Source organism: Paenibacillus qinlingensis (genome assembly GCF_031455095.1).
Taxonomy (GTDB): domain Bacteria; phylum Bacillota; class Bacilli; order Paenibacillales; family NBRC-103111; genus Paenibacillus_E; species Paenibacillus_E qinlingensis_A.
On sequence record NZ_JAVDSB010000018.1, the window covers coordinates 32,129 to 55,703 of the forward strand.

A 23,575-nucleotide genomic window follows, 5' to 3' on the forward strand; every position below is an offset into this window, starting at 1 on the left:
AGCTGAAGAAATGATTAATGCGCCTCTCGTGCATAAAGGTAAAGTACGTGAGTTGTATGATCTTGGCGATAGCTTTTTGATCGTGGTAACGGATCGGATTTCGGCTTTTGATTATATTTTGAAGCCAGGCGTTCCGGATAAAGGGTACGTGCTGAATGCACTCAGCAAGTACTGGTTCGGCGTAACAAGCGGTTATATGAACAATCACATCATCCACACGGATGTTGAGAAGCTTCATGCAATCATTCCAAGTGCGGAAGATCGCGAACTGTTGAAGGAACGTATTATTGTAGCGAAAAAAGCAGAGCGTATCTCCATCGAGTGCGTGGTTCGCGGCTACATCACGGGGAACGGCTGGAGACAGTACGAGAAAACCGGAGAAATTAACGGCATTAAGCTTCCAGAAGGCTTGCGTAAAAACGAGCGTTTGGTCGATCCGATTTTCACACCGGCAGCGAAAAATGATGTGGGTCACGATGAGGACATCACCCTTGAGCAGATGAAGGAGCTGGTTGGCGAGGAGCTAACCCTAGCCCTGCAAGAGCGCAGCATTATGCTGTATGTGCTGGCGCATAGCATCTGTGAGCAAAAAGGCATTATTTTGGCGGATACGAAGTTTGAATTCGGTTTTTATGCGGGCGAACTTATTATTATTGATGAGATTTTCACGCCGGATTCTTCCCGCTATTGGTCAGAAGATAAATATGCTTTGGATATCGAGATTGATTCCATGGACAAAGAGCCTGTTCGCACGTATTTGGCGGGATCAGGATGGGATAAAAATAGTGAACCGGATGAGCTTCCAGCTTCTGTTGTGGAAGAGACTTCGAACCGATATAAAGGGATTCTGCACCGCTTGGTTGACTAAAAATAACGCTGAGGAGCGATTATACGATGAAAGCAACAGTCTATGTAACGATTAAACAAAACGTATTGGACGTGCAAGGAACGGCAGTACAAGGAGCACTTCACTCCATGGGCTTTGAAGAAGTTGGCAAAGTGCGCATCGGTAAATACTTGGAGCTTGAACTTGGTACGACAGACAGAGCAGAAGCAGAAGCACGCGTAAAAGCAATGTGCGAGAAATTGCTTGCAAACACAGTGATCGAAGACTACCGCTACGAGTTGGTTTAGTAGACAGAAGAAAACCAGCATAGGCTTACAAAAATAGTTTACTAAAGCAAACTTTTAGGAGGAAAAACGTCATGAATTTTGCGGTTCTTGTGTTCCCGGGATCGAATTGCGATATCGACTTGTACAAAGCGATTGAAGATACAATTGGTCAACCCGTTGACTATGTGTGGCATACGGACGGCGACTTGTCCAAATACGATTGCATCCTAGTACCAGGAGGATTCTCTTACGGGGATTACCTGCGTTGTGGAGCGATTGCTCAGTTTACGAACGTAATGAAGGCTGTTGTGAAGGCTGCGGAAGAAGGCAAGTACATTCTAGGTATTTGTAACGGATTCCAAGTGTTGACGGAAGCACGGTTGCTGCCAGGCGCATTGCTGCGCAATAACGGCATGAAATTCCGCTGTCACCAAGCGGTGCTGAAAGTGGAGAACAACACAACGGCGTTCACACGTGATTATGCCGAAGGTGAATTAATCAACATTCCAATCGCGCACGGTGAAGGCAACTACTACTGTGACGAAGCTACATTGAAAGAATTGCAAGAAAACAACCAAATCGTGTTCCGTTACGAAGCGGGCAACAACCCGAACGGTTCACTTGATGATATCGCTGGAATCAGCAACAAAGCAGGGAACGTAGTGGGTATGATGCCCCATCCTGAGCGCGCCATTCATGAGATTCTAGGCTCCGCAGACGGTAAGAAAATGTTCACATCAATTCTAAGTGCTTGGAGGGAAAAACATGACGCAGCAGCTATCCGCTAAGGAACCATCTCCAGAACAAATCGCGGAACAGAAGATTTACAAGCAAATGGGTGTAACCGACGAGGAGTTTGCTAAGATTTGTGGTTTCCTTGGACGTACTCCGAACTACGTAGAAATCGGCGTATTCAGCGTAATGTGGTCCGAGCATTGCTCTTACAAAAATTCCAAACCAGTTCTTCGCAAATTCCCAGTTACAGGACCTCGCGTTCTTATGGGACCTGGTGAAGGTGCAGGGATTGTAGATATCGGGGACAACCAAGCGGTTGTTTTCAAAATTGAAAGTCATAACCACCCTTCCGCAATCGAGCCTTACCAAGGCGCGGCGACAGGTGTTGGCGGTATTATTCGTGATATTTTCTCCATGGGCGCTCGCCCAGTGGCGTTATTGAACTCCTTGCGTTTCGGTAAACTAGAAAACGATCGTGTGAAGTACTTGTTCGAGCACGTAGTCTCCGGTATCGCTGGATACGGTAACTGTATCGGGATTCCGACAGTTGGCGGCGAAGTAATGTTCGACGAGAGCTACGAGGGGAACCCGCTCGTTAACGCAATGTGCGTAGGTCTTATCGACCACGACATGATCCAACGCGGTGTTGCCAAAGGTGTAGGCAACCCAGTGTTCTACGTAGGCCCGGCAACAGGCCGCGATGGTATCCACGGTGCGACATTCGCATCCGAGGAACTGACAGCTGAATCTGAAGCGAAGCGTCCAGCGGTTCAAGTTGGCGATCCGTTCATGGAAAAGCTAGTGCTAGAAGCTTGCTTAGAGTTGATCGATTCCGGCATCGTGCTAGGAATTCAAGATATGGGTGCAGCGGGACTTACATGTTCCTCCGCTGAGATGGCTAGTAAAGCAGGTAACGGCATGGAGCTGTACCTGGATGAAGTTCCACAGCGCGAAGAAGGCATGACAGCGTATGAAATGATGTTGTCCGAGTCCCAGGAGCGTATGCTATTCGTTGTTGAGCCGAAGGATGAGGCGCAAGCGAAAGGCATCTTCGAGCGTTGGGGCTTGCACTGTGCTAAAGTCGGTAAAGTTACTGACGACGGTTTCTTAAAATTGATTCACCACGGTGAAGTCGTGGCGAACATGCCTGTAGGCGCACTCGTTGACGAGTGCCCAGTTTACAATAAGCCAAGCAAAGTGCCGGCTTATTACGAAGCAAGCGCAGCGATCGATACAACACGTTACGAAGAAGTCGTGAAGTTGACAGATGCGCTGAAATCCGTACTCGCGTCCCCAACGGTAGCGAGCAAAGAGTGGGTTTACAACCAGTACGACTACATGGTTCGTACGGAAACAGCTGTGCGTCCAGGTTCGGACGCAGCAGTCGTAACAATCCGCGGCACGCGCAAAGGTCTTGCGATGACAACGGATTGTAACGGACGCTACGTATACCTAGACCCAGAAGTGGGCGGACGTATCGCGGTATCCGAAGCTGCGCGTAACATCGTTTGTTCCGGTGCTGAGCCTCTTGCTGTGACGGATAACTTGAACTTCGGTTCACCGGACAAGCCAGAAATCTTCTGGCAGTTGGAGAAATCCACTGACGGTATGGCAGAAGCTTGCCGCTTCTTGGATACGCCGGTTATCGGCGGTAACGTTTCGTTGTACAACGAGAACTCCAAAGGCGCGATTTACCCGACTCCGGTTATCGGGATGGTTGGTCTTGTGCATGACACAGATCACATCACAACGCAAAACTTTAAAAACGAAGGCGACATCATTATCCTGCTAGGCGAGACGAAAGCTGAGCTCGGCGGCAGTGAATTCCAATATGTGATTCACGGAGTAACAGAAGGCCGTCCTCCTGAATTGGATTTGGCTACGGAGAAACGTCTGCAAAACGCAGTACTTAAAGCGATCCAAGAAGGTCTAGTTGCATCCGCACATGACTTGTCTGAAGGCGGTTTGGCTGTCGCATTAGCAGAAAGCTGTATCAGCGGCAACATCGGCGCAGAAGTGAACTTCGCGTCAGATCTACGTCCTGATTTTGCATTGTTCAGTGAAACACAATCTCGTATCGTGCTTAGCGCGACACCAGACAAAGCAGACGCACTTAAGCACTGGATCGCTTCCCAAGGTGTTCCTTATCAAGAAATCGGTAAAGTAACAGGTTCTTACCTCACTGTGAAAATCAATGACGAACAGCGTCTCCAGTCTCCTGTAAGCGAGCTGGCGAAAGTCTGGAAGGATGCGATTCCATGTCTAATGGCGTGAAACAATCCAAGGCCCTGAAGCTTCCTGTGGCACCATTGGAGCAATTAGAGAATGGTCAGCATGAGCTTTGGACAGGTGACTATTACAACGAAGGTATTGGCGGCCAAGGTGGATTGTTCGATAAGCTGAATGAGGAGTGCGGCGTGTTCGGGGTGTATGGTCATCCCGACGCTTCGTCCCTGTGTTATTACGGACTTCATGCACTTCAGCATCGTGGGCAGGAAAGTGCCGGCATTTGTACAGTAGATAACGGTAAATTCAACTATTATCGCGGTATGGGATTGGCAAAAGAGGTATTTACGAACGACAATTTGCACCCTCTTACGGGTTCAACGGCTATCGCTCACGTACGTTATTCCACAGCAGGCGAAAGCAAGCTGGCAAATGCGCAGCCGCTTGTTTTTAAATACCGTGAGGGTGACCTAGCGATTGCGACGAATGGAAACCTTGATAATGCAAATATTATCAAGCGTGAGTTGGAGCGCAAGGGTTCTATTTTCCAAACAACAAGTGATACTGAGGTTATGGCGCATCTGATTGCTCGTTCGGAGCATGATGATATCGTTAATGCCGTTAAGGATGCGATGAATCAAGTCATCGGCGGCTTCGCTTTCCTCATTATCACGAAAGATAAATTGATTGCTGCGCTTGATCCGAACGGTTTACGTCCATTCATGATTGGTCGCCTCGGAGATGCTTACTTGTTCGCGTCGGAGACATGTGCTTTTGATGCGGTTGGGGCAACCTATTTCCGTGATGTACAGCCCGGCGAGATCATTGTGATTGATCGTGACGGCTTCCGTTCCGAGCGATTTGCAGAAGGTGGCAAGCGTGCGATCTGTGCAATGGAGTATATCTACTTTGCACGTCCAGACAGCGACATCGACACGGTCAATATTCACTCTGCGCGTAAGCGTATGGGTAAACGACTAGCGATGGAAGCTTTCGTGGATGCGGACATTGTAACCGGCGTTCCGGATTCCAGTATTTCGGCAGCGATTGGTTTTGCAGAACAAACGGGCATTCCTTATGAACTGGGTCTGATCAAGAACCGCTACACAGGCCGTACGTTCATCATTCCAAGCCAAGAGCTTCGTGAGCAAGGGGTTAAAATGAAGCTGAGCGCCGTTCGCAAGGTGGTCGAAGGCAAGCGTGTCGTGATGATCGATGACTCCATCGTTCGTGGGACAACGTCCTTACGCATCGTTAACCTGCTGCGTGAAGCAGGGGCAACGGAAGTTCATGTGCGGATTTCTTCGCCGCCTTTTATGAACCCATGTTACTACGGAATTGATACACCGGATCGCAAAGAGCTGATCGCAGCGATGAATTCCATCGAGGAAATTCGTAAGGCGATTAATGCGGATTCCCTTCATTTTCTAACGAAGGATGGGTTGTTGGATTCAATCGGTCAAGGTTCTGCTGGCAAAGAGAGTGGATATTGTACGGCTTGTTTTGATAACAACTATCCGACGGAAATCGTTGATGTGACGAAGGTTGGCTGTGCTTGTGATTAACAGTATGAGAGAGAAAACGGGGGTCTAGCGACCTCCCCATATATAGATAAACTAAGGAGTGTTGGTCAGTGTCGGATGCTTATAAAAAGGCTGGCGTCGATATCGCGGCGGGGAACGAAGCAGTAGAACGGATGAAAAAGCACGTGAAACGGACATTCCGTCCTGAAGTGTTAACAGATCTCGGAGGCTTCGGCGGGCTGTTCAGCTTGAACAAAGACAAGTATGAGGAGCCTGTACTCGTATCGGGTACGGACGGCGTGGGCACGAAGCTGAAGATTGCTTTTGCCATGGATAAGCATGATACGATTGGGATCGACGCGGTTGCGATGTGCGTGAACGATATTATCGTTCAAGGCGCGGAGCCATTGTTCTTCCTTGACTATCTTGCTTGTGACAAAGTCATTCCAGAGAAAATTGAAGCGATTATTAAAGGGATCGCCGACGGTTGTGCGCAATCAGGTTGCTCACTAATCGGTGGTGAAACGGCGGAAATGCCGGGCATGTATGCTGAAGGGGAGTATGACATTGCCGGCTTTACGGTTGGAATCGTCGACAAGAAAAAGATCATCGACGGAACAACGATCCGTCCTGGAGATGTCGTGCTAGGACTTGCTTCAAGCGGTGTGCACAGCAACGGGTTCTCGCTTGTGCGTAAGCTTTTGCTTGAGGATAACGGTTATACCCTTCAAGGGCATGTGGAAGAGCTTGGCGACAAGCTTGGTAACGTGCTGCTTGAGCCAACGAAGCTGTATGTGAAGCCAGTTCTAGCTATGTTGGAAGACGTAGCGATTAAAGGCATGGCACATATCACAGGCGGCGGTTTCATCGAAAATATTCCACGGGTTCTGCCTGATAACGTAAACGCAGACATTCAATACGGATCTTGGCCGATCCTTCCGATTTTCTCCTTGATGCAGCGTGTAGGAGGAATTAGTAATAACGATATGTTCCGCACGTTCAACATGGGAATCGGGATGGTTGTGATCGTGGCAGCTGACGATGCAGAGAAAGCGATCGCTGCAGCGGAAGCACAAGGCGAGAAAGCTTATCGTTTAGGCGTTATAACTGAAGGTGAGCGTGTAGTTACGTTCCAAGGAGCTGACGTGTAATGCAGCCTTATCGCATTGCAGTGATGGCTTCGGGCAGCGGCTCGAACTTTCAGGCGATTGTGGATCAGGTACAGAAGGGGAAGCTTGATGTTAGCATCGAGCTTCTTGTCTGTGACCGCCCAAAGGCGTTCGTCGTTGAACGAGCTAAGGAAGCGAAGGTATCTGTATTTGCCTTCAACCCGAAGGAATACGCGAGCCGTGAGGCTTATGAGTCGTTGATTCTGAAAGAGCTGCAGGACCGCCAGGTTGATCTGGTCGTTATGGCCGGGTACATGCGGATTATTACGAATGTGCTGGTTGAGCCGTTCTTCGGGCGGATGATTAACATTCATCCATCTTTGTTGCCTTCGTTCCCCGGCGTGCGCGCCGTGGAACAGGCGGTGGAGTATGGTGTGAAGCAGACGGGCGTCACGGTGCATTTTGTCGATGGCGGGCTGGATTCCGGCCCGATCATTGCGCAGCGTGCCGTGGAAATCCACGAGCACGAGACAGCCGATTCGCTCACGGAGCGAATCCACGCGGCCGAGCACGTGCTGCTGCCGCAGGTTGTGCGGTGGCTGCGCGAGGGCCGCGTGAGTTTGGACGGACGCAGGGTTAGTGTGCGGACGTAGCTAGCTCTATAACCACTATCCCATTGGCTCAGGTCAACCAGCATTTTGCTGGGTTCTGAGTCTAGGGTATAGTGCTGATAGCTAGTTCTATGACCACTATCCCAATGGCTCAGGCCAACCAGCATTATGATGGTTCCTGAGTCTAGGGTATAGTGCCGATAGATGGCTGCTTGACCACGGAACGCTCGGCAGCTGCTGGGCGGAACCGACTTTTTATAGTATTGAACTTATTTCATTCATATACAATCCCATTCCCTAAGGAGGAAGCATAGTGGCAATCAAAAGAGCACTGATCTCCGTTTTCGATAAAACGGGCATCGTTGAATTCGCGAGCGAGCTGTCAAAACTGGGCGTTGAGATCATTTCCACAGGTGGTACGCTTAGTTTGTTAAAGGATAAAGGGGTACCGGTTATTGGTATTTCCGAGGTTACAGGGTTCCCGGAAATCATGGACGGACGCGTGAAAACACTTCACCCTAACGTGCATGGTGGACTTTTGGCTGTTCGTGACAACGAAGAGCACCAAGCAAGCATGAAAGAGCTTGGCCTTCAGTACATCGATCTAGTTGTCGTGAATTTGTATCCTTTTGCAGAGACGATTGCTAAGCCTGACGTGACTTACGAAGATGCGATCGAGAACATCGATATCGGTGGACCTACGATGCTTCGTTCCGCAGCGAAAAACCATGCTTTCGTTTCCGTTATCGTCGACACGAATGACTATGCGAAAGTGTTGGAAGAAGTGCAAGAGACTGGTGACACTACGCTGGCAACACGTAAAACGCTTGCAGCAAAAGTGTTCCGTCACACGGGCGCTTACGATGCTTTGATTGGCGACTATTTGACTGGCCTCCAAGGCGAGCCTTACCCAGAGCGTTACACCGTTACGTATGAAAAAATGCAAGATCTTCGCTACGGCGAGAACCCGCACCAAAGCGCAGCGTTCTATCGCACGCCGAATGCGGCTGCTGGCAACATCACAACAGCTGAACAATTACACGGTAAGGAATTATCGTATAACAATATCAATGACGCTAACACTGCCCTACAGATTGTAAAAGAGTTCAGCGAGCCTGCGGTTGTTGCGGTTAAGCACATGAACCCTTGCGGCGTAGGTATCGGTACGAACGTGCTGGAAGCTTACACGAAAGCTTACAATGCAGATCCAACTTCCATCTTCGGTGGAATCGTGGCTGCGAACCGTGCGATCGACGAAGCGACAGCGCAATTACTGCATGAGATCTTCTTGGAGATCGTCATCGCACCAGATTTTACACCAGAAGCTCTTGAAATTCTGGCTAAAAAGAAAAACATCCGCCTACTCAAAGTAGCCGGTTTGGATACGATTGCTGGTCGTGAATCCCAACCAGTAATTACAACAGTTGAAGGCGGCATGCTGGTACAAGCTAGCGATGCTCGTCAATTGACAGAAGCGGATCTGACAGTCGTTTCCGAGCGTCAACCGACAGCGGAAGAAATGAAGCAACTTCTTTTTGCATGGAAAGTAGTTAAGCACGTTAAATCGAATGCCATCGTACTTGTGGCTGACGATATGACTGTGGGCGTAGGCGCGGGTCAAATGAACCGTGTTGGCGCAGCGAAAATCGCAATCGAGCAAGCTGGCGAGAAGTCCAAAGGCTCCGTCCTCTCGTCCGACGCGTTCTTCCCGATGGGCGATACACTCGAAATGGCAGCAAAAGCGGGCATTACAGCTGTTATTCAGCCAGGCGGTTCCATCAAAGACGAAGAGTCCATTCGCGTTGCTAACGAAAAAGGCATTGCGATGGTTATGACTGGCGTTCGTCATTTTAAACACTAAAACAATTGAGAATGCTCACGTTTCGTAAGGGGACCGTGGGCATTCCCCATGAGAGGGGATTCCATAGATGCGTGTATTAGTTATTGGACGTGGCGGACGTGAGCATGCGATCGTATGGGCACTGAGCAAAAGCCCAAAAATCAGCAAACTGTTCTGCGCACCAGGCAACGGCGGTATCGCAGGCTTAGCGGAGTGTGTGCCGATTACGGAATTACAGTTCGAAGAGATTTCTACGTTTGCGAAGGAGCAGGCGATTGATTTGGTCATGGTCGCGCCTGATGATCCGTTAGCGGCAGGTTTAGTCGACCACTTGGAGTCAAAAGGCATTGCGGCATTCGGCCCTCGCGCCAACGCAGCGATTATCGAAGGCAGCAAAGTATTTATGAAGCAGCTGCTCAAAAAATACAGCATCCCTACAGCGGCTTACGAGTCATTTGACGCGTATGAGCCGGCATTGGCTTACTTGCGCTCGCAAACAGCGCCAATCGTTATCAAAGCAGACGGCTTAGCCGCTGGTAAAGGCGTTACCGTTGCTCAAACGATGGAAGAGGCCGAAGCTGCGCTGAAGGACATCATGGTTGGACAGGTTTTTGGAGCATCGGCAGGCGCAAGCGTCGTGATAGAGGAGTTCCTGACAGGACAAGAAATGTCACTACTTGCTTTCGTGGATGGTTCAACTGTGCGTTTGATGGTGCCTTCGCAGGATCATAAGCCGGTTTTTGATAACGATAAAGGACCGAATACTGGCGGAATGGGGACATACTCTCCACTTCCACACATTCCAGAGTCCATCGTGCAAGAAGCACTTGTGAACATCGTTCAGCCAACAGCGGATGCGATGGTGGCAGAAGGCCGCCCGTTCAAGGGCGTGCTGTATGCGGGTCTGATTTTGACTCCGAACGGTGTAAAAACAATTGAGTTCAACGCGCGCTTCGGTGATCCGGAGACGCAGGTGATTTTGCCACGATTGAAAACGGACTTGCTCGATATTTTCCTAGCGATCAACAACGGCACGTTGGCTGAGCAGCCAATCGAGTGGAGCGAGCAAGCCGCAGTATGCGTCATCGTCGCTTCGCCAGGATACCCTGGGCCGTATCCAAAAGGTTTGCCAATCACGGGGCTGGATCAAGTGCAGGAAGCGCTTGTGTTCCACGCGGGAACGGCAGTTGATGAGAACGGGCAAATCGTCACCAACGGTGGACGTGTGCTCGGAATCACAGGACTTGGCAAGGATATCGTAGAAGCTCGTCAGAAGGCTTATGCGGATGCGGATCGGATTCATTTTGAGGGTAAGCATTATCGGACGGATATTGCGATGAAGGCATTGAGATAAGCAGTAGGAACAACAAAACACAGTCCTCTTAGAAGCGAATACCCGAATGGGGCGTACGCGTGAGGGTTGTGTTTTTTGCTTATCAGGAGGATTGGGTGGAACCACAGATGTGGGACTACTTAGTTAATAGGCTAAGCCGTCGTGATTAGGGCAGGTCGTTGTATGATATAATGGGAAGAAAGTCAATTACTCATTGGGTGGTTGGTTATTGGCCAAGGGGTCGTGCATACGTAGTGATTAACTCGTGCCATCACTGGTGAACAGCCGATGAAGGAGCGAGTTTTTTTTGATTACTTTTTATCCCAGTTACGTATATACTTGCTTCTGCCTCTGTAGACGAAATAACATGCCAATAAGGCAAGAACGACTAAGGAAATGGACAGCCAGTGATCAGTGATATACTGCCAAAATGCTTGCATAGCGGAACCTCCCAGATGTGGAGAAGCGTGGTAGTGTTAGTTTTCGCGAGTAGCGGCGGTTTTTATACAGAGCATAGAAATGGGGGGATTGCCGATGTTTGATAAAAGAAAGCTGATACTCGCTGCAGTCATAACGCTGGTTGGTGTGTTGGCTGGTTGTGGAAATAACCAGCCGGTGCCCGTGGTGGTGCCAACGGCAGAGGCTCTGCAAAGCGCTTTACCGCAGGCGACAGCAACTCAAACAACAGCTGTGCCATCCGAGGTGCAGGCGGCAACTACGGTTGCACCAGCCCCGGCCCAGACAGCGGTTCCGACGCCTGTCGCAACGCCAGAAGCGAAGCCGACACCAACGAAGACGCCTGCTCCAACTACGCTGCCGAGCGTCCCTAAAAGCAATAAGCTTGTCATGATCGACCCCGGACATCAGCGGGTTGGCAATAATGCGCCGGAGCAGGTCGGGCCTGATACGCGGGAAACGAAGGCCAAGGTCAGCTCAGGAACGGTTGGTGTACGTACAAAGAAGCCAGAATATGTGCTCAATCTGGAGGTATCCTTGCTGCTTAAAGATGAGCTAGTGCGTCGAGGAATTAACGTTGCAATGACCCGCGAGACGCATGACGTGGATATCAGCAACAAGCAGCGTGCTGATATGGCGAATGAGGCAGGTGCGGCGCTGGTGGTAAGGATTCATGCAGATGGCGATGCTTCGGCCAGTACGAAAGGATTTTCGGTCTTGTACCCGTCAGCAGCACAACCAGCTGTTAAGCCGATCGCAGCGGAAAGTAAGCAGGCAGCTGGATTTCTTCTAGCTGGTATGCAGCAAGCGACAGGCTCGAAGGGACGTGGCTTATCCGCGCGAGATGATTTGAGCGGCTTTAACTGGTCGAAGGTACCCGTCGCTCTCGTGGAGATCGGGTTCATGACGAATCCCGAAGAGGATGAGCTGATGTCGGAAGTTGCGTATCAACAGAAGCTTGCCGTAGGTATCGCGGATGGGATTGAGCAGTTTGTGAACGGTAAGTGAGGCGGACGGATGGAGTGCAAAGAGGTTTTATTTTCACGAATTCGTGAATAATGTAGTTAATTGGCACTGATTTGGTTGTGGGAGGGGGTGTTGCTGTGTTGCCTGCATTTTTTATTGCACATGGCTCACCGAACTTGGCTATTGAGCAGCATGCGTATACGGAGTTTTTGCAAAGACTTGCGATGTCGCTGCCAAAACCAAAAGCTATTGTTGTGTTCAGTGCACATTGGGAGAGCCCCGTGCAGAAGATTAGCTCAGCAGTCGAGCCGGAGATGATGTACGACTTCTCAGGTTTCGCCGAAGAACTTTATGACATTAACTATCCAGCCAGAGGGGATCTACTCCTAAGTCTCCATATCCAGCAGTTGTTTCAGCAAGAGGGCATACGCTGTGAGCTAAATGATAGACGAGGCCTGGATCATGGCGTGTGGGCGCCACTCTCGATTATGTACCCCCATGCGCAGATCCCGGTTGTGACACTTTCGGTTAACCCTCGGTTAACACCTGAGGAGCATTACCGAATCGGTGCCGCTTTAGGCTCCTTGCGGGATGAACAGGTGCTGATTATAGGGAGTGGCGGAACGGTTCACAATCTGCGCAAGCTGGATGAGAACAATCCGGTGCCGCAGATATGGGCCGTGGAGTTTGATGAGTGGCTAGCAGAGCAGCTAGAAACGTGGAACTTGGAGGCGTTGATTCGCTACGACGAACGCGCGCCGCATGCGCGGGAGGCGGTTCCGACGCCGGAGCATTTTGCCCCATTGCTCATCGCAATGGGCGCAGGCGATGCTTCACGGAATGCGAAGTTGCTGCATCATAGCTTTCAAATGGGGAGCCTAAGCCTATGCTGTTGGATGTTTGGCAGTCTACGCATACGTAAACAGGAGATTTAGGTTCGTTGTTGTTCGAAGGCCTGCGAGGTGCTGCAGGTTTTTTTGTCGTTATGGTGGAATGGTCTTGCGAGTTCCCTAAGTCGAAAAAATCGAGTTAGGGAATCGAAAAGAGGTCCAGCGAGTTCCCGCTCACTCCAAAAAACGTGCCCGATGCTCCGGCCTCGGCAGCATGCATTGCTCGCTCTTACCGAACCAGCGATAGCGGTTACGGGCAATGAAGCGGTATCCGAGGTTGCGGATCGGCGAGGGAATGACAATGGCCGCGTAGGCCAGCGGCCACGCGCCGCGCAAACGTCGGGCAATACGCAAGGCAGCCGAGCTGCGCGTATAGGCACGATCACCTTCGATCAGCACAATCGTGCTAAGTTGATCGAGGGGCATTTTGTGCTGGGCAAGAAGCCGTTGCCCAGTTTCGGATTGTAGAGTGGCGAAGTGAAACACGCCCTTCGGATCGCGCTGCAAGATGAATTGCACCGCGCTGCTGCAGAGCAGGCAAACACCATCGAATAAAATAACAGAAGTAGGAGTCGACGACATGGTATCTCCTTTGGGAGTTCACGATGTGAGTGAAGTTTCTTTTTATTATACGCTGGTGAGAGGATAGAGCAACATCGGAAAAGGTCTTGCGCATGTATTGGAGGTCGCAGAAAAGTGGGTCAGGGTTGACGGGGAATCGATATGGTTGTATAGTTCTTCTATACCCATAGGGGTATGCGTATAAAAGAACAAGAGTACTTAATTACCCCAACTATAGAGGTAGTGCAGCGTATTTTTTTTTGCTCATTCACATACCCCATAGGGTATGTAATAGGAATCACCTAATCCATAAATCGGAGGGACAACGATGAACCAAACCCAAGTACGCGGTATGCAAGCCGCTCAATTAGCTCAGAAAGTGCTGAATCAGCAACCTATATTCATCCTAGATGTGCGAAACGAATCCGACTTCGCGGACTGGCATATTGAAGGTAGCCAGATCAAGTCGCTGAATGTGCCTTATTTTGACCTAATCGATGGTGTCGAGGCTATTCTCGATAAGATCCCAAACGATCAAGAGGTGCTGGTCGTCTGTGCCAAAGAAGGCTCGTCTATTTTTGTGGCAGAGCAGCTTCTAGAAGCAGGCAAAAGCAACGTATCCTACCTGATCGGAGGCATGAAAAGCTGGAGCGAGCAGCTTTCACCAGTCAAAATCGGAGATCTAAACGATGGCGGCGAGATCTATCAGTTCGTTCGTGTAGGGAAGGGCTGCCTGTCTTACATGGTCATTTCGCAAGGGGAAGCTGCGGTGATTGATGCGGTGCGGATGACGGAGGTTTTTGAACAGTTCGCTGAGGCTAAGAACGTCGTCATTACCCATACGATCGACACGCATCTCCATGCGGATCATATCTCTGGTGGACGACAGCTGGCGGCGGCAACCAACGGCTCCTACTGGCTCCCGGCTAAGGATGCGACAGAGGTCCAATTCCCTTATGAAAAGCTTGAAGAAGGCCGCAATTTGATCGTTGGCTCTACGGAAATCAGCATCCAGCCGATCTACTCGCCAGGTCATACCATCGGAAGCACATCCCTTCTCATTGATGAAAAGTATTTGTTGTCGGGCGATATTTTGTTCGTCCAATCCATTGGCCGTCCTGATCTAGCTGGTAAAGCAGCGGACTGGGTTTCAGACTTGCGATCAACGCTTTACGAGCGTTATCAGGCGCTATCCGAGGAATTGATCGTGCTTCCTGCCCATTTTGGCAAGATGACAGAGTTAGGTGAAGGCGGGCGAGTAGCCGCGCGGCTGGGTGATTTATTTCAGCAAAATCCAGGGCTCCAGATCGAAGATGAATGGGCATTTCGACGGTTGGTGACAGAGAATTTGCCGCCGCAGCCGAACGCGTACGAGGAGATCAGACAGACCAATATGGGCAAAATCCATCCGACACACGGGGAGCAGCGGGAGATGGAGATCGGGCCGAACCGTTGTGCGGTTCATGATGGGGCATCCAATAAGAAGCCAGCGCAAAGATTCTCTCATACGATCACTAATACTGAGTTGCGTGCCAAGCTAGCAGCAGGGGAGAGTCTGCACATCCTGGATGTCCGCGAGCCAGATGAATTTGCTAATGGGCATATCCCGGGAGCGACTTCAATCCCGCTTGGTGAGTTGGTTAACAACCTGTCCCAACTCCAACCCGATCACACCTATTATCTGGTCTGCCGAACAGGAAGTCGCAGTGATATGGCTTGCCATACGTTAGCGGAGCATGGGTTTGCCAACATTCATAACGTAACACCTGGTATGTCGCAATGGACTTTTGATATCGAAAAAACTAATTGGAGGTTATTCCTATGATTCATTTAACTGTAGACGCGAAAGGTTTGGCATGTCCGATGCCACTCGTCAAAGCGAAAAAAGGCATGGATACGCTAGAATCCGGGCAAATCATGGAGCTGCTTACGACGGATAAGGGGTCGATGAAGGATTTTCAGGCATGGGTCGGCAAAACGAAAAATGAGCTGCTGGAAGCCAAAGAAGATCAGGGCGTATTTACATTTCTCGTGAAGAAAGGGTGAGGGCATGACGGAGATGGAAACGAAGGAAAAAACGACGATTGTGCTGTTTAGCGGGGACCTCGACAAGGCGATTGCGGCTTTTATTATTGCCAATGGGGCGGCGGCTTACGATCATGATGTGACGATATTTTTTACCTTCTGGGGGCTGAATGCGCTTCGTAAAGATCAGAAAATAGCCGTAAAGAAAGGCTTCGTTGAGCGAATGTTCGGTAAAATGATGCCGCGCGGTGCAGGTAAGCTAGGCTTGTCCAAAATGAACTTCGGTGGGATGGGTCCCCAAATGATCAAGCATGTGATGAAAAAGCATAACGCACTTTCGCTCCCTCAATTGATTGAGCTGGCTCAGGAGCAAGGCATCCGCTTAGTCGCGTGTACGATGACAATGGATTTGCTTGGGTTGCAGGCGGAAGAGCTGCTGGATGGCGTTGAGCATGCAGGTGTAGCGGCGTATCTGGGAGATGCGACGGATGCGAAGGTGAACTTATTTATTTAACGGGGGACAGAATTGCAAGTTGTTTTCATCCAGAACATGGGCAATAATATACCTATACAGGTATAGGGAAGGGTGGCTGTCTATGCAATACGATGATGATATGAAAAAAAGGCTAAAGCGCATGGAGGGCCAAATTCGTGGTATTTTGCGGATGATGGAGGAAGAGCAGGATTGTAAAGATGTTGTGAGCCAAATCTCTGCGGTTCGCAGCGCTGCCGATAAAGCGATCGCGACGATTGTCGCTGTCAACTTGGAGAACTGTATCAAAGAGGAGCAGGAAGCGGGCAGAGACTCGAGCAAGATCGTGAAGCAAGCTGTGGAATTGTTAGTCAAAAGCAGATAAGGACACCTTCCGGAAAAGAGGCCTCACATGGATAGTACGATGATTTTCAATATTGTGGCACTTGGGTTTATCGTGTTTTTCTTCTATTCTAGGTTCGCCGGTGTCAAAGGGCTGCGCAATCTATCTTCCGAGCAATTTCAGGAGGCTATGGCAGTGGACAAGGACAAGCATGTTCTTATTGATGTGCGTGAGCCGGGTGAATTGAAGCAGGGTTACATTCCAGGCGCGGTGAATATGCCCTTGTCCACGATGAACCGCAGACTAGCCGAGATCCCGAAGGATCGTCCAGTGTATCTCTACTGCCGAAGCGGCATGCGGAGCAAGCAGGCGGCGAGAATACTGCGGAGAAATGGGTTTAGTGAGCTATCCCACTTGAAGGGCGGTATGATGGCGTGGAAGGGTAGTGTAACACAGCAAAGCAGTGGTGGAGCGTAAAAGAATAGCGTAGGGCAAAGCTGTCAACGATCAATGCGTTGACGGCTTTTTTTTATCAAAAAAGATAAAATCGGATAACCAAGTATAAATCGTCTCATATCTTTGGCCACTTCAGTCAACTTATAATTATCCATGTAATCCATCAATAAAGGGAAGTGAAATCTTGGTAAGTGCTTTTGAGAGTCCAAATGAAATTGAGGAGGGGATTTATTTATGAGGAAGACCGTCGTATGGCTGTTACTTTGCACCATGTTGGTTGCAATGTTTCCAACGATGTCAGCGCGTGTTCAGGCAGCAAGCTTTATTAATGTGGTTAATCCAGGGTTCGAAGAAACAACAATGAATCAATCGAAACTGATACCGACGAATTGGACGACAGGGCTATGGAATAGAACGACGCCGGTGGATACGAGTGTAACGACAGCGGTTTATAACAACGGGGCAAAGTCACTCTCTATCTCTGCAACGGATGCGGGAGCGGCTGGTTGGGTATCCAAAGCGATTCCGGTCGACAGCAGTCCGCAAACCATTAAAACTACCGTGAAAGTGAAGAAATCGGGGGATTACGCCGGCAATAACCCATGGGTGTTCATCAGCTATGGAAATAGTGGTAGTTTCCTGGGAATAACCTCATCGAATATGACCACCGTAAGCAGTACAGATTGGACAGAGATCACGTTAACCGTCAACAGCAATCAGTTTCCAGTGGGAACGAATATGCTCTGGTTGAACTTAGCGACATCGAAAGCAGGCACTGTAAGCAACGCCGGGACACTCTATTATGATGATGTCACGATGGAACTGCTGGATACGGTGGCGCCAACAGCTCCAACGAATCTTGCCATTACGAGCCAAACAGCGACGAGTGCTAACCTGACATGGAATGCTTCAACAGATAACGTTGGCGTCCAGGGGTACGATGTCTACAATGGTACAACGCTGATTGGATCTACGACAGGGTTATCGTATACCGTAAGCGCTCTCAATTCAGGCGCCAGTTATACGTTTACTGTAAAAGCGAAGGATACGGCGGGCAATCTGTCTGTGGCCAGTAATGCTGTAAGTTTGACCACGCCGATTGAATTAAGCATCGCCAATCCTGGGTTTGAGATAACGACGCCAAGTGGAAATAAGCTTGTTCCTGTCAATTGGAATTCGAACTTATGGTCGCGAACGACGCCGGTGGATACAGGGGTAACGATGCTTGAGGCCAACAGCGGAACTAATGCCCTGTATATCAATGCAGTGGATGCAGGAGCCGCAGGTTGGGTATCCAAGACAATGACGATTGACAATAACATGCAAATCAAAGCGACGGTGAAGGTCAAGAAGTCGGCCGATTATGTCGGCAATGATGCGTGGGTTTTCTTCAGTTATGCGAAAAATGGTTCCTTTCTTGGCACCATGGTTGCGCCAAGTGTGGCGCTGAGCAGCAGTGAGTGGAGAGAGATTTCGGTGACTCTGAATACGGCTACCCTGCCAGCAGGCACGAATAACTTGCAGTTGAATCTAGCGACGCTGCGTGGCGGCAGTGCTAGCCAGCAAGGCACGCTGTATTATGATGACGCTGCAATCGAATTAATCCCAGACACGGCAGCACCTAGCGCGCCAACGAATCTCCACGCCGTAGGTCAGACGGCAGGAAGTGTTGATTTGGCTTGGAACGCCTCGACCGATAATATCGGGGTGACGGGTTACAATATTTATGAAGACACGGTTTTGGTGGGGACTGTGACAGGTTTAACCTTTACCGCAAGTGGCTTAATCGCGACAAATAGTTATACGTTTACGGTGAAGGCCGTCGATGCGGCGGGGAATATTTCCCCAGCAAGCCAGGCTTTCGTGACTAACGATACTCAGCCGCCGACAGCACCAACTAACTTAACGGCATCCGACATTAAGATGAAGAGTGTCACGCTCACCTGGAACCCGTCAACCGACAATGGGGGCGTAACAGGCTACGAGATTAACGATGGTACGAAGCTAGTAGCAACCGTCACCGGGGTGACCTATACGGTTACAGGACTCGAAGCCTATAGTGGATATGCGTTTACGGTGAAAGCGAGGGATGGTTCGGGCAATCCTTCTCCTGCGAGTAATGTAGCCAATGTCATTACCTCGAGCTATTATGATTTAGCGAATCCAGGTTTTGAAGAAACGAAAACAAGTGGAACGAAACTTGTTCCTGTGAGTTGGAACACTTCTTACTGGAGCGGGGCAAGCGGAGTCGATATGGGTAGTACCTCGGCAACGGTCAATAGCGGCACGAGCGCGGTATATATCAACGCGACAAGTACCGGAGCCGCAGGGTTTTCATCCAAAATCCTCCCGATTGACAGCGGTATGCAAACCATTAAGTTTTCAGTAAAAGCCAAGAAATCAGGGGATTACGCAGGGAATGGCGCATGGGTATTCATCAGCTATTTTAAGGATGGTACGTTCCTCAAGATAGATGAGGCTAACACGCCAACTTTGAGCAGCACGGTATGGACAGATATTTCCTTTACATTAGATAATAGTCAATTTCCAGCAGGAACGAATCAAATTCAGTTAAATGTAGCGACAACCAAATCAACAAGTGGTACGTATGCAGGAACACTGTATTACGACGACGCCAGTATGCAGTCCGTGGAATATTTCCCACTGAAGGCAGAAGCTTATGCAAACTGGTGGAGGATCGGCCAAAACGTGGTGTTTAAGGGTATCCAAGATCAACTGCCCACTTCTGTGCAAACGTTGACGGGGACGGTTTATGATACAGATAATCAAGTTGTTGGGCAAGCAACAGTAGATCGAGTAACATTACTAACAACGGGTTGGAGTTGGACACCTAGTCACGAAGGATACTACGAAATCGCTTTTGACTATACGAAACAAGGGATTACGGGAACGTTTCCTCTACAACAATCGTACCGCATTATGTCTAGCCCGAAACGAACGGCAGCAGAATTTGTACGTAATCGAACGTCCGTAGCTGTCGTAGAAAGTCAGTCCATAAGCAAAGCGGATCGTAATCCACTGTTTGGATTCAGTAATGGTTTTAGTGATTTAAGAGCAGTAGAACTCGCAGATTTAATTGGTTTTGACTTTGCCAGAATTCATACAATCCCATGGGGAGGACAGTTCAACGATACGAACATGGCCATTGAACCGAGTCGTGGTGTGTTTAAATGGGAAATGCTTGATGCACATGTCAATAAATTGCAAAGTACCGGCATGGACATCATTGGCAACATTGTGTTTACACCGCAGTGGGCGTCTTCGCACCCAGAAGATACATACGTATATATCGGTGTACCTGGGTATGCGGCTTATGCCCCAACCGACATGAATGATTTTGCTAATTTTCTAAGGGCACTTGTCGCGCGATATGGCGATCGAATTACCAAATGGGAAGTATGGAATGAACCTCATTTAAAGGACAGAAGCATTTTCTGGCAGGATACACCGGAGAAGTTCGTGGAATTGCTGCGTACTGGATATGAGACGATTAAAAGTGTTCAACCGAATTCTGAAATTTGGATCGGAGGCATGGGCGGCCATCGATACTTGCCTTTTTATAATGAGCTGCTGCGTCTTGGCGGAGCGAACTATTATGATAAGTTGGCGCTTCATGGGAAGCTGCCCGATCCTAAAGAGTACCAGGCCTATGATCAAAGATACAATGTACCTTCGAAGCCTTGGGTGTCTTCCGAGAGCCATGCAGGACTCGTTAATGCTTCGGAAACAACAACTATCCAACCTGAGCCTGTACTTGCAAGAAAGATGCTTTACGACTATATGTACCAGATGAAGAATGGGGTCGAACAAATTGCCTATTTTGACATGGTGAATAATATTGAAATCGAAAACATCCCATTCGCCAATGCCGAAGGTTGGACTATGGAATCTTCTGGATTATTCCGCAAGAAACCGAAGCTTGAACCAAGGCTCGGTTCTGTGGTCATGCATCGATTCATCGAGACACTGGGGAATGATATTGTCTACAAAGGCGAGTATGCGCTAAGTGGAAACCAGAAAGCTGTCTATTTTGAAAGTGAAGGATCGCCGATCCTCGTCGTATGGTCTGAGGATGCGAATGCGGGTGCAATCGCTCCAGCGCTTGCTAGTGCTTTTACAAGCAACACCGTAGTTCGCGATTGGATCGGCGGTACAGAGGCAGCAGCTCCTACACTGCAAGTGAAACCGAACAAAATGTATTACATCCGCAACGTGAATGCCGCTTATCTTGCTGGATTGACGTCAACGCAAGACGTCCTATTATCTGACTATGAAAGAGCCGAACAAAACACCAATATTCCCATCGCTGCTGGGAGTAAGAGCAATTTGTTCGACCGAACCACAGGAGCTTTGAGCTCGGATATTCATTGGATTACCGAAAACTGGGAGTTTAAAAGTTTGACTCCTGAACAACCCGCAGGGTTTGCAGCTCGAGCTGCAGTGGGGGCGGCCAATGATGGACTCGATCTCGTGATAGAGGTAACGGATGCCAGCTTCGTACCCAACAATTCCTACGGTAATTATTATATCGGTGACAGTATTCAATTTGGTCTTGATACGTCAGGAGTTGGCATGGTCGGGGCCCAAGTGGAATTCCAAGCTGCATTGACGGCTAACGGTCCTGTCATCTACAAGGGGACTGTGCCGTATATTGGAGGGGATTTGCCATCCAACTGGACGCCTGCCGGTCAGTTCGTTCAGCACGGCAGCATGCTCGTCGACAGTTCCCAGAGCGGCAAGAAAACCTACAAGGTTCATATTGCGTGGTCAGAATTATATCCTTACAATCTGGATACGACGAAACCAATCTTTGTCTCGCTGCTTGTCAATAATAACAATGGCAACGGTCGACTCGGATATTTGGAGTGGGCTAGTGGGATTGGCGGTACGAAAAACGTAAGTCAATACGGTAAAATCGTGTTGCAGGATTCAGCCCCTGAGGTAGATCCTGATGCGGTAAGCGTTCAATTGAAAGACAGCAACGGAAATGCCATCAGTGGTGGAGTCGTATCCTACTATGATGGGGGATGGAAAGAGTTCGGCGTCACGAATGCTGCTGGAATCGTAAGCAAGTCGTTGCCGGATAAAGCGTATACGTTCGCCATGACCTACGAAGGAACGTATACGGAGAAAGTGCAAAACACAGGAACAGATCCCGTGGTCGCCTTCCAGACCGTGAATGTGAAGCTGCAGTTGAAGGATAGTCTCGGCAATCCGCTTACGAGTGGGGCGGCGAGTTATTATGCAGGGAGTTGGCGGACCTTCGGGAATATCGCTGGCGGGGAAGTTCGCAAGGAATTGCTGCCAGGCTCGTATACGTTTGCGATGACTTACGAAGGAACGTATAAGGAGAGCGTGCAAAATGTAGGAACGGACCCTGTGGTCGCCTTCCAGACGGTTAATGTGAACGTACAGTTAAAAGATAGTCTGGGCAGTCCGCTGGATGGTGGTTCCGCTAGTTATTATGCAGGGAGTTGGCGGACCTTCGGCAGTACGGTTGGCGGTGAGATTCACAAGGAACTACTGCCTGGCGTCTATACGTTCGGTATGTCCTATGGTGGCGTGTACAAGGAAACAGTAGCGAATACCTCGTCCAACTTGGCCGTAAATTTTCAAATGTGACAAAGGGAAACTGGACCACGCTGAGGCGTAGGTTCAGTTTTTATTTGGAAGGGTAATGTTACATATAGATGGACTCAAGTGACTCTGCTAACTTCTATTCCTTAACTATCTAGCATATACTTCTCAAAGATCGATAGTCCACGAGAGAAGAGGTGCAGCCCCTTTGAAAGTTTTGCCGTTAATCCCAAAAAGAACCCTTAGCACATGGCTCGTACTTGGATGTTCTGTCCTGACCCTTGCAGGTTGCAGTGATGCAACTTCTGTGATATCTACAACGACACCGGAATCCGTCCCTGTGACGTCTTCAGCCACAACATCGCCAGCTACGCTGCCTGCCACATCCACGGTGGACACGCAGCTTCCTTTCAAGTTTCCGTTAACCGGTCTGCCTGCCGATCATGAGGTGAAGACACGTCCCTATATGGTCATGGTCGAAAATGCCCCGCAAGCGCGGCCGCAAACCGGCCTCGATCAGGCCGACATCGTCTATGAGATCCTAGCCGAGGGCGAGATTACTAGATTCGTCTCAGTGTTCCAGAGCCATGCGGCTGGAGCGATCGGTCCTGTGCGCAGCATTCGGCCTTATTTTGTGGAGATCGGCGATGCGCTGGATGCCATTATTGTACATGCTGGCTGGAGCCAGGATGCGATGGATATGATGGCAGGCCGTAATCTGGCCCATCTCGATGAAGTGTACGGCGACGGCGCCTACTATTGGCGTTCCACGGATCGGAAGGCACCGCACAATTTATATACCTCTGTGGATAAAATGAAAAAAGGTGCCGACGCGCGCAAGTTCCGTACGGAGTGGAACGGGCCTTTGCTCACTTTTGCAAAGCCAGGAGCTGTCAAACTCGCGGGAGCAGCCGCTCATTACATACAGATTCCATACCTCATGGGGTATTTCGCTTCGTATGATTATGATGCTGCGGCTGGTGTCTACATGCGTTCCATGGAAGGGAAGCCTCATAACGACAAGGAAACCGGCAAGCAACTGCAGACCAAGAATCTGCTTATTTTAGAGAGCAAGCATCAGATTATCGACAAAGAGGGTCGCCGAATTGTGGATGTGTTCGGACCGAACAAGGGCATGATCTTCCAAGAAGGCATGTCCCAAGCGATCACGTGGGAACGCAAAAACGGCATGCTACGCGCCTACGCCAATGATGGCAAGGAAGTGCCGCTGCTGCCGGGCAACACGTGGGTGCAGATTGTACCAGAGGGGACGAAGCTGAAGGTGGAATAGTCAGGTTTTACAATCCCTTTACATTCC

At 49.6% G+C, this 23,575-nt stretch carries 21 protein-coding genes and 1 pseudogene; 19 read left to right on the forward strand and 3 right to left on the reverse strand.

The features are described from left to right. The first annotated feature begins 10 nt into the window (after positions 1-10). From J2736_RS28915 to purD, 9 genes are all read left to right on the forward strand, one after another. A complete protein-coding gene (locus tag J2736_RS28915; RefSeq protein WP_310502114.1) occupies positions 11-868 on the forward strand; it encodes a phosphoribosylaminoimidazolesuccinocarboxamide synthase in 858 nt (285 codons plus the stop codon). Positions 869-894: 26 nt separating this feature from the next. Then, the gene (gene purS / locus J2736_RS28920) at positions 895-1,134 is read left to right on the forward strand and encodes a phosphoribosylformylglycinamidine synthase subunit PurS (protein ID WP_028556672.1); all 240 of its coding nucleotides are present in this window, start codon (positions 895-897) and stop codon (positions 1,132-1,134) included. Positions 1,135-1,205: 71 nt separating this feature from the next. Next, positions 1,206-1,901, forward strand: a complete 696-nt coding sequence (gene purQ / locus J2736_RS28925) for a phosphoribosylformylglycinamidine synthase subunit PurQ (protein WP_028556673.1) — start codon at positions 1,206-1,208, stop codon at positions 1,899-1,901. After that, positions 1,879-4,122, forward strand: coding sequence for a phosphoribosylformylglycinamidine synthase subunit PurL (gene purL / locus J2736_RS28930; RefSeq protein ID WP_310502051.1), 2,244 nt, complete (start codon positions 1,879-1,881; stop codon positions 4,120-4,122). The genes purQ and purL overlap by 23 nt, the downstream gene beginning before the upstream one ends. Further along, positions 4,107-5,639 (forward strand): amidophosphoribosyltransferase, encoded by a 1,533-nt coding sequence (purF, locus tag J2736_RS28935; RefSeq protein ID WP_310502052.1) that lies wholly within the window; start codon positions 4,107-4,109, stop codon positions 5,637-5,639. Before purL ends, purF begins: the two co-directional genes overlap by 16 nt. A 68-nt stretch (positions 5,640-5,707) precedes the next feature. Continuing rightward, positions 5,708-6,748 carry a phosphoribosylformylglycinamidine cyclo-ligase gene (purM, locus tag J2736_RS28940; RefSeq protein WP_310502053.1) on the forward strand — a complete coding sequence of 347 codons (1,041 nt, stop codon included), beginning with the start codon at positions 5,708-5,710 and terminating at the stop codon, positions 6,746-6,748. Further along, positions 6,748-7,359 (forward strand): phosphoribosylglycinamide formyltransferase, encoded by a 612-nt coding sequence (gene purN / locus J2736_RS28945; protein ID WP_310502054.1) that lies wholly within the window; start codon positions 6,748-6,750, stop codon positions 7,357-7,359. Before purM ends, purN begins: the two co-directional genes overlap by 1 nt. A 271-nt stretch (positions 7,360-7,630) precedes the next feature. Next, a complete protein-coding gene (gene purH / locus J2736_RS28950) occupies positions 7,631-9,178 on the forward strand; it encodes a bifunctional phosphoribosylaminoimidazolecarboxamide formyltransferase/IMP cyclohydrolase (protein WP_310502055.1) in 1,548 nt (515 codons plus the stop codon). 67 nt (positions 9,179-9,245) lie between these two features. Beyond that, positions 9,246-10,511 carry a phosphoribosylamine--glycine ligase gene (gene purD / locus J2736_RS28955; RefSeq protein WP_310502056.1) on the forward strand — a complete coding sequence of 422 codons (1,266 nt, stop codon included), beginning with the start codon at positions 9,246-9,248 and terminating at the stop codon, positions 10,509-10,511. Between the two features lie 290 nt (positions 10,512-10,801). On the opposite strand, the gene J2736_RS28960 is transcribed toward purD, so the two are convergent. Next, positions 10,802-10,930, reverse strand: a complete 129-nt coding sequence (locus J2736_RS28960) for a hypothetical protein (RefSeq protein ID WP_310502057.1) — start codon at positions 10,928-10,930, stop codon at positions 10,802-10,804. A gap of 94 nt (positions 10,931-11,024) precedes the next feature. Here J2736_RS28960 and J2736_RS28965 point away from each other — a divergent pair, with 94 nt between their 5' ends. Both J2736_RS28965 and J2736_RS28970 read left to right on the forward strand, forming a co-directional pair. After that, positions 11,025-11,954 (forward strand): N-acetylmuramoyl-L-alanine amidase family protein, encoded by a 930-nt coding sequence (locus J2736_RS28965; RefSeq protein WP_310502058.1) that lies wholly within the window; start codon positions 11,025-11,027, stop codon positions 11,952-11,954. A 95-nt stretch (positions 11,955-12,049) separates the two neighbouring features. Beyond that, the gene (locus tag J2736_RS28970) at positions 12,050-12,847 is read left to right on the forward strand and encodes a DODA-type extradiol aromatic ring-opening family dioxygenase (protein WP_310502059.1); all 798 of its coding nucleotides are present in this window, start codon (positions 12,050-12,052) and stop codon (positions 12,845-12,847) included. A gap of 129 nt (positions 12,848-12,976) precedes the next feature. Here J2736_RS28970 and J2736_RS28975 read toward each other — a convergent pair whose 3' ends face one another. Further along, entirely contained in the window at positions 12,977-13,384 is a 408-nt protein-coding gene (locus tag J2736_RS28975) for a thiol-disulfide oxidoreductase DCC family protein (RefSeq protein ID WP_310502060.1), read from the reverse strand. A gap of 307 nt (positions 13,385-13,691) precedes the next feature. On the opposite strand from J2736_RS28975, the pseudogene J2736_RS28980 reads away from it, so the two are divergent. The 7 genes and pseudogenes from J2736_RS28980 to J2736_RS29010 form a co-directional block, all read left to right on the forward strand. After that, positions 13,692-14,828: pseudogene (locus tag J2736_RS28980) on the forward strand (MBL fold metallo-hydrolase); the annotation flags it as partial. A gap of 60 nt (positions 14,829-14,888) precedes the next feature. Then, entirely contained in the window at positions 14,889-15,188 is a 300-nt protein-coding gene (locus J2736_RS28985) for a rhodanese-like domain-containing protein (RefSeq protein WP_310502115.1), read from the forward strand. Beyond that, positions 15,185-15,409 carry a sulfurtransferase TusA family protein gene (locus tag J2736_RS28990; protein ID WP_310502061.1) on the forward strand — a complete coding sequence of 75 codons (225 nt, stop codon included), beginning with the start codon at positions 15,185-15,187 and terminating at the stop codon, positions 15,407-15,409. Before J2736_RS28985 ends, J2736_RS28990 begins: the two co-directional genes overlap by 4 nt. Before the next feature lie 13 nt (positions 15,410-15,422). Beyond that, positions 15,423-15,902 carry a DsrE/DsrF/DrsH-like family protein gene (locus J2736_RS28995; RefSeq protein ID WP_310502116.1) on the forward strand — a complete coding sequence of 160 codons (480 nt, stop codon included), beginning with the start codon at positions 15,423-15,425 and terminating at the stop codon, positions 15,900-15,902. Between the two features lie 100 nt (positions 15,903-16,002). Further along, positions 16,003-16,245 carry a metal-sensitive transcriptional regulator gene (locus J2736_RS29000; protein WP_397341850.1) on the forward strand — a complete coding sequence of 81 codons (243 nt, stop codon included), beginning with the start codon at positions 16,003-16,005 and terminating at the stop codon, positions 16,243-16,245. A gap of 27 nt (positions 16,246-16,272) precedes the next feature. Beyond that, positions 16,273-16,680: a rhodanese-like domain-containing protein gene (locus J2736_RS29005; protein WP_310502063.1), complete on the forward strand. Its 408-nt coding sequence runs from the start codon at positions 16,273-16,275 to the stop codon at positions 16,678-16,680. Between the two features lie 213 nt (positions 16,681-16,893). Next, positions 16,894-22,302, forward strand: a complete 5,409-nt coding sequence (locus J2736_RS29010; protein ID WP_310502064.1) for a fibronectin type III domain-containing protein — start codon at positions 16,894-16,896, stop codon at positions 22,300-22,302. Positions 22,303-22,425: 123 nt separating this feature from the next. Here the strand turns inward: J2736_RS29010 and J2736_RS29015 are convergent, their stop codons facing one another. Continuing rightward, a complete protein-coding gene (locus tag J2736_RS29015; protein WP_310502065.1) occupies positions 22,426-22,656 on the reverse strand; it encodes a hypothetical protein in 231 nt (76 codons plus the stop codon). Here J2736_RS29015 and J2736_RS29020 point away from each other — a divergent pair. Beyond that, positions 22,649-23,548 carry a DUF3048 domain-containing protein gene (locus J2736_RS29020; protein ID WP_310502066.1) on the forward strand — a complete coding sequence of 300 codons (900 nt, stop codon included), beginning with the start codon at positions 22,649-22,651 and terminating at the stop codon, positions 23,546-23,548. The genes J2736_RS29015 and J2736_RS29020 overlap by 8 nt on opposite strands. Positions 23,549-23,575 lie beyond the last annotated feature (27 nt).

What these genes read in the sequence shown, in the direction of transcription:
- purN (WP_310502054.1), top strand. Translation starts at nt 6,748, where the DNA reads ATGCAGCCTTATCGCATTGCAGTGATGGCTTCGGGCAGCGGCTCGAAC.
- purQ (WP_028556673.1), top strand. Translation starts at nt 1,206, where the DNA reads ATGAATTTTGCGGTTCTTGTGTTCCCGGGATCGAATTGCGATATCGAC.
- J2736_RS28975 (WP_310502060.1), bottom strand. Translation starts at nt 13,384, where the DNA reads ATGTCGTCGACTCCTACTTCTGTTATTTTATTCGATGGTGTTTGCCTG.
- J2736_RS28965 (WP_310502058.1), top strand. Translation starts at nt 11,025, where the DNA reads ATGTTTGATAAAAGAAAGCTGATACTCGCTGCAGTCATAACGCTGGTT.
- purL (WP_310502051.1), top strand. Translation starts at nt 1,879, where the DNA reads ATGACGCAGCAGCTATCCGCTAAGGAACCATCTCCAGAACAAATCGCG.
- J2736_RS29010 (WP_310502064.1), top strand. Translation starts at nt 16,894, where the DNA reads ATGAGGAAGACCGTCGTATGGCTGTTACTTTGCACCATGTTGGTTGCA.
- purS (WP_028556672.1), top strand. Translation starts at nt 895, where the DNA reads ATGAAAGCAACAGTCTATGTAACGATTAAACAAAACGTATTGGACGTG.
- purD (WP_310502056.1), top strand. Translation starts at nt 9,246, where the DNA reads ATGCGTGTATTAGTTATTGGACGTGGCGGACGTGAGCATGCGATCGTA.
- J2736_RS29000 (WP_397341850.1), top strand. Translation starts at nt 16,003, where the DNA reads ATGAAAAAAAGGCTAAAGCGCATGGAGGGCCAAATTCGTGGTATTTTG.
- J2736_RS28960 (WP_310502057.1), bottom strand. Translation starts at nt 10,930, where the DNA reads ATGCAAGCATTTTGGCAGTATATCACTGATCACTGGCTGTCCATTTCC.
- J2736_RS28995 (WP_310502116.1), top strand. Translation starts at nt 15,423, where the DNA reads ATGGAAACGAAGGAAAAAACGACGATTGTGCTGTTTAGCGGGGACCTC.
- J2736_RS28915 (WP_310502114.1), top strand. Translation starts at nt 11, where the DNA reads ATGATTAATGCGCCTCTCGTGCATAAAGGTAAAGTACGTGAGTTGTAT.
- purF (WP_310502052.1), top strand. Translation starts at nt 4,107, where the DNA reads ATGTCTAATGGCGTGAAACAATCCAAGGCCCTGAAGCTTCCTGTGGCA.
- J2736_RS28990 (WP_310502061.1), top strand. Translation starts at nt 15,185, where the DNA reads ATGATTCATTTAACTGTAGACGCGAAAGGTTTGGCATGTCCGATGCCA.
- J2736_RS29005 (WP_310502063.1), top strand. Translation starts at nt 16,273, where the DNA reads ATGGATAGTACGATGATTTTCAATATTGTGGCACTTGGGTTTATCGTG.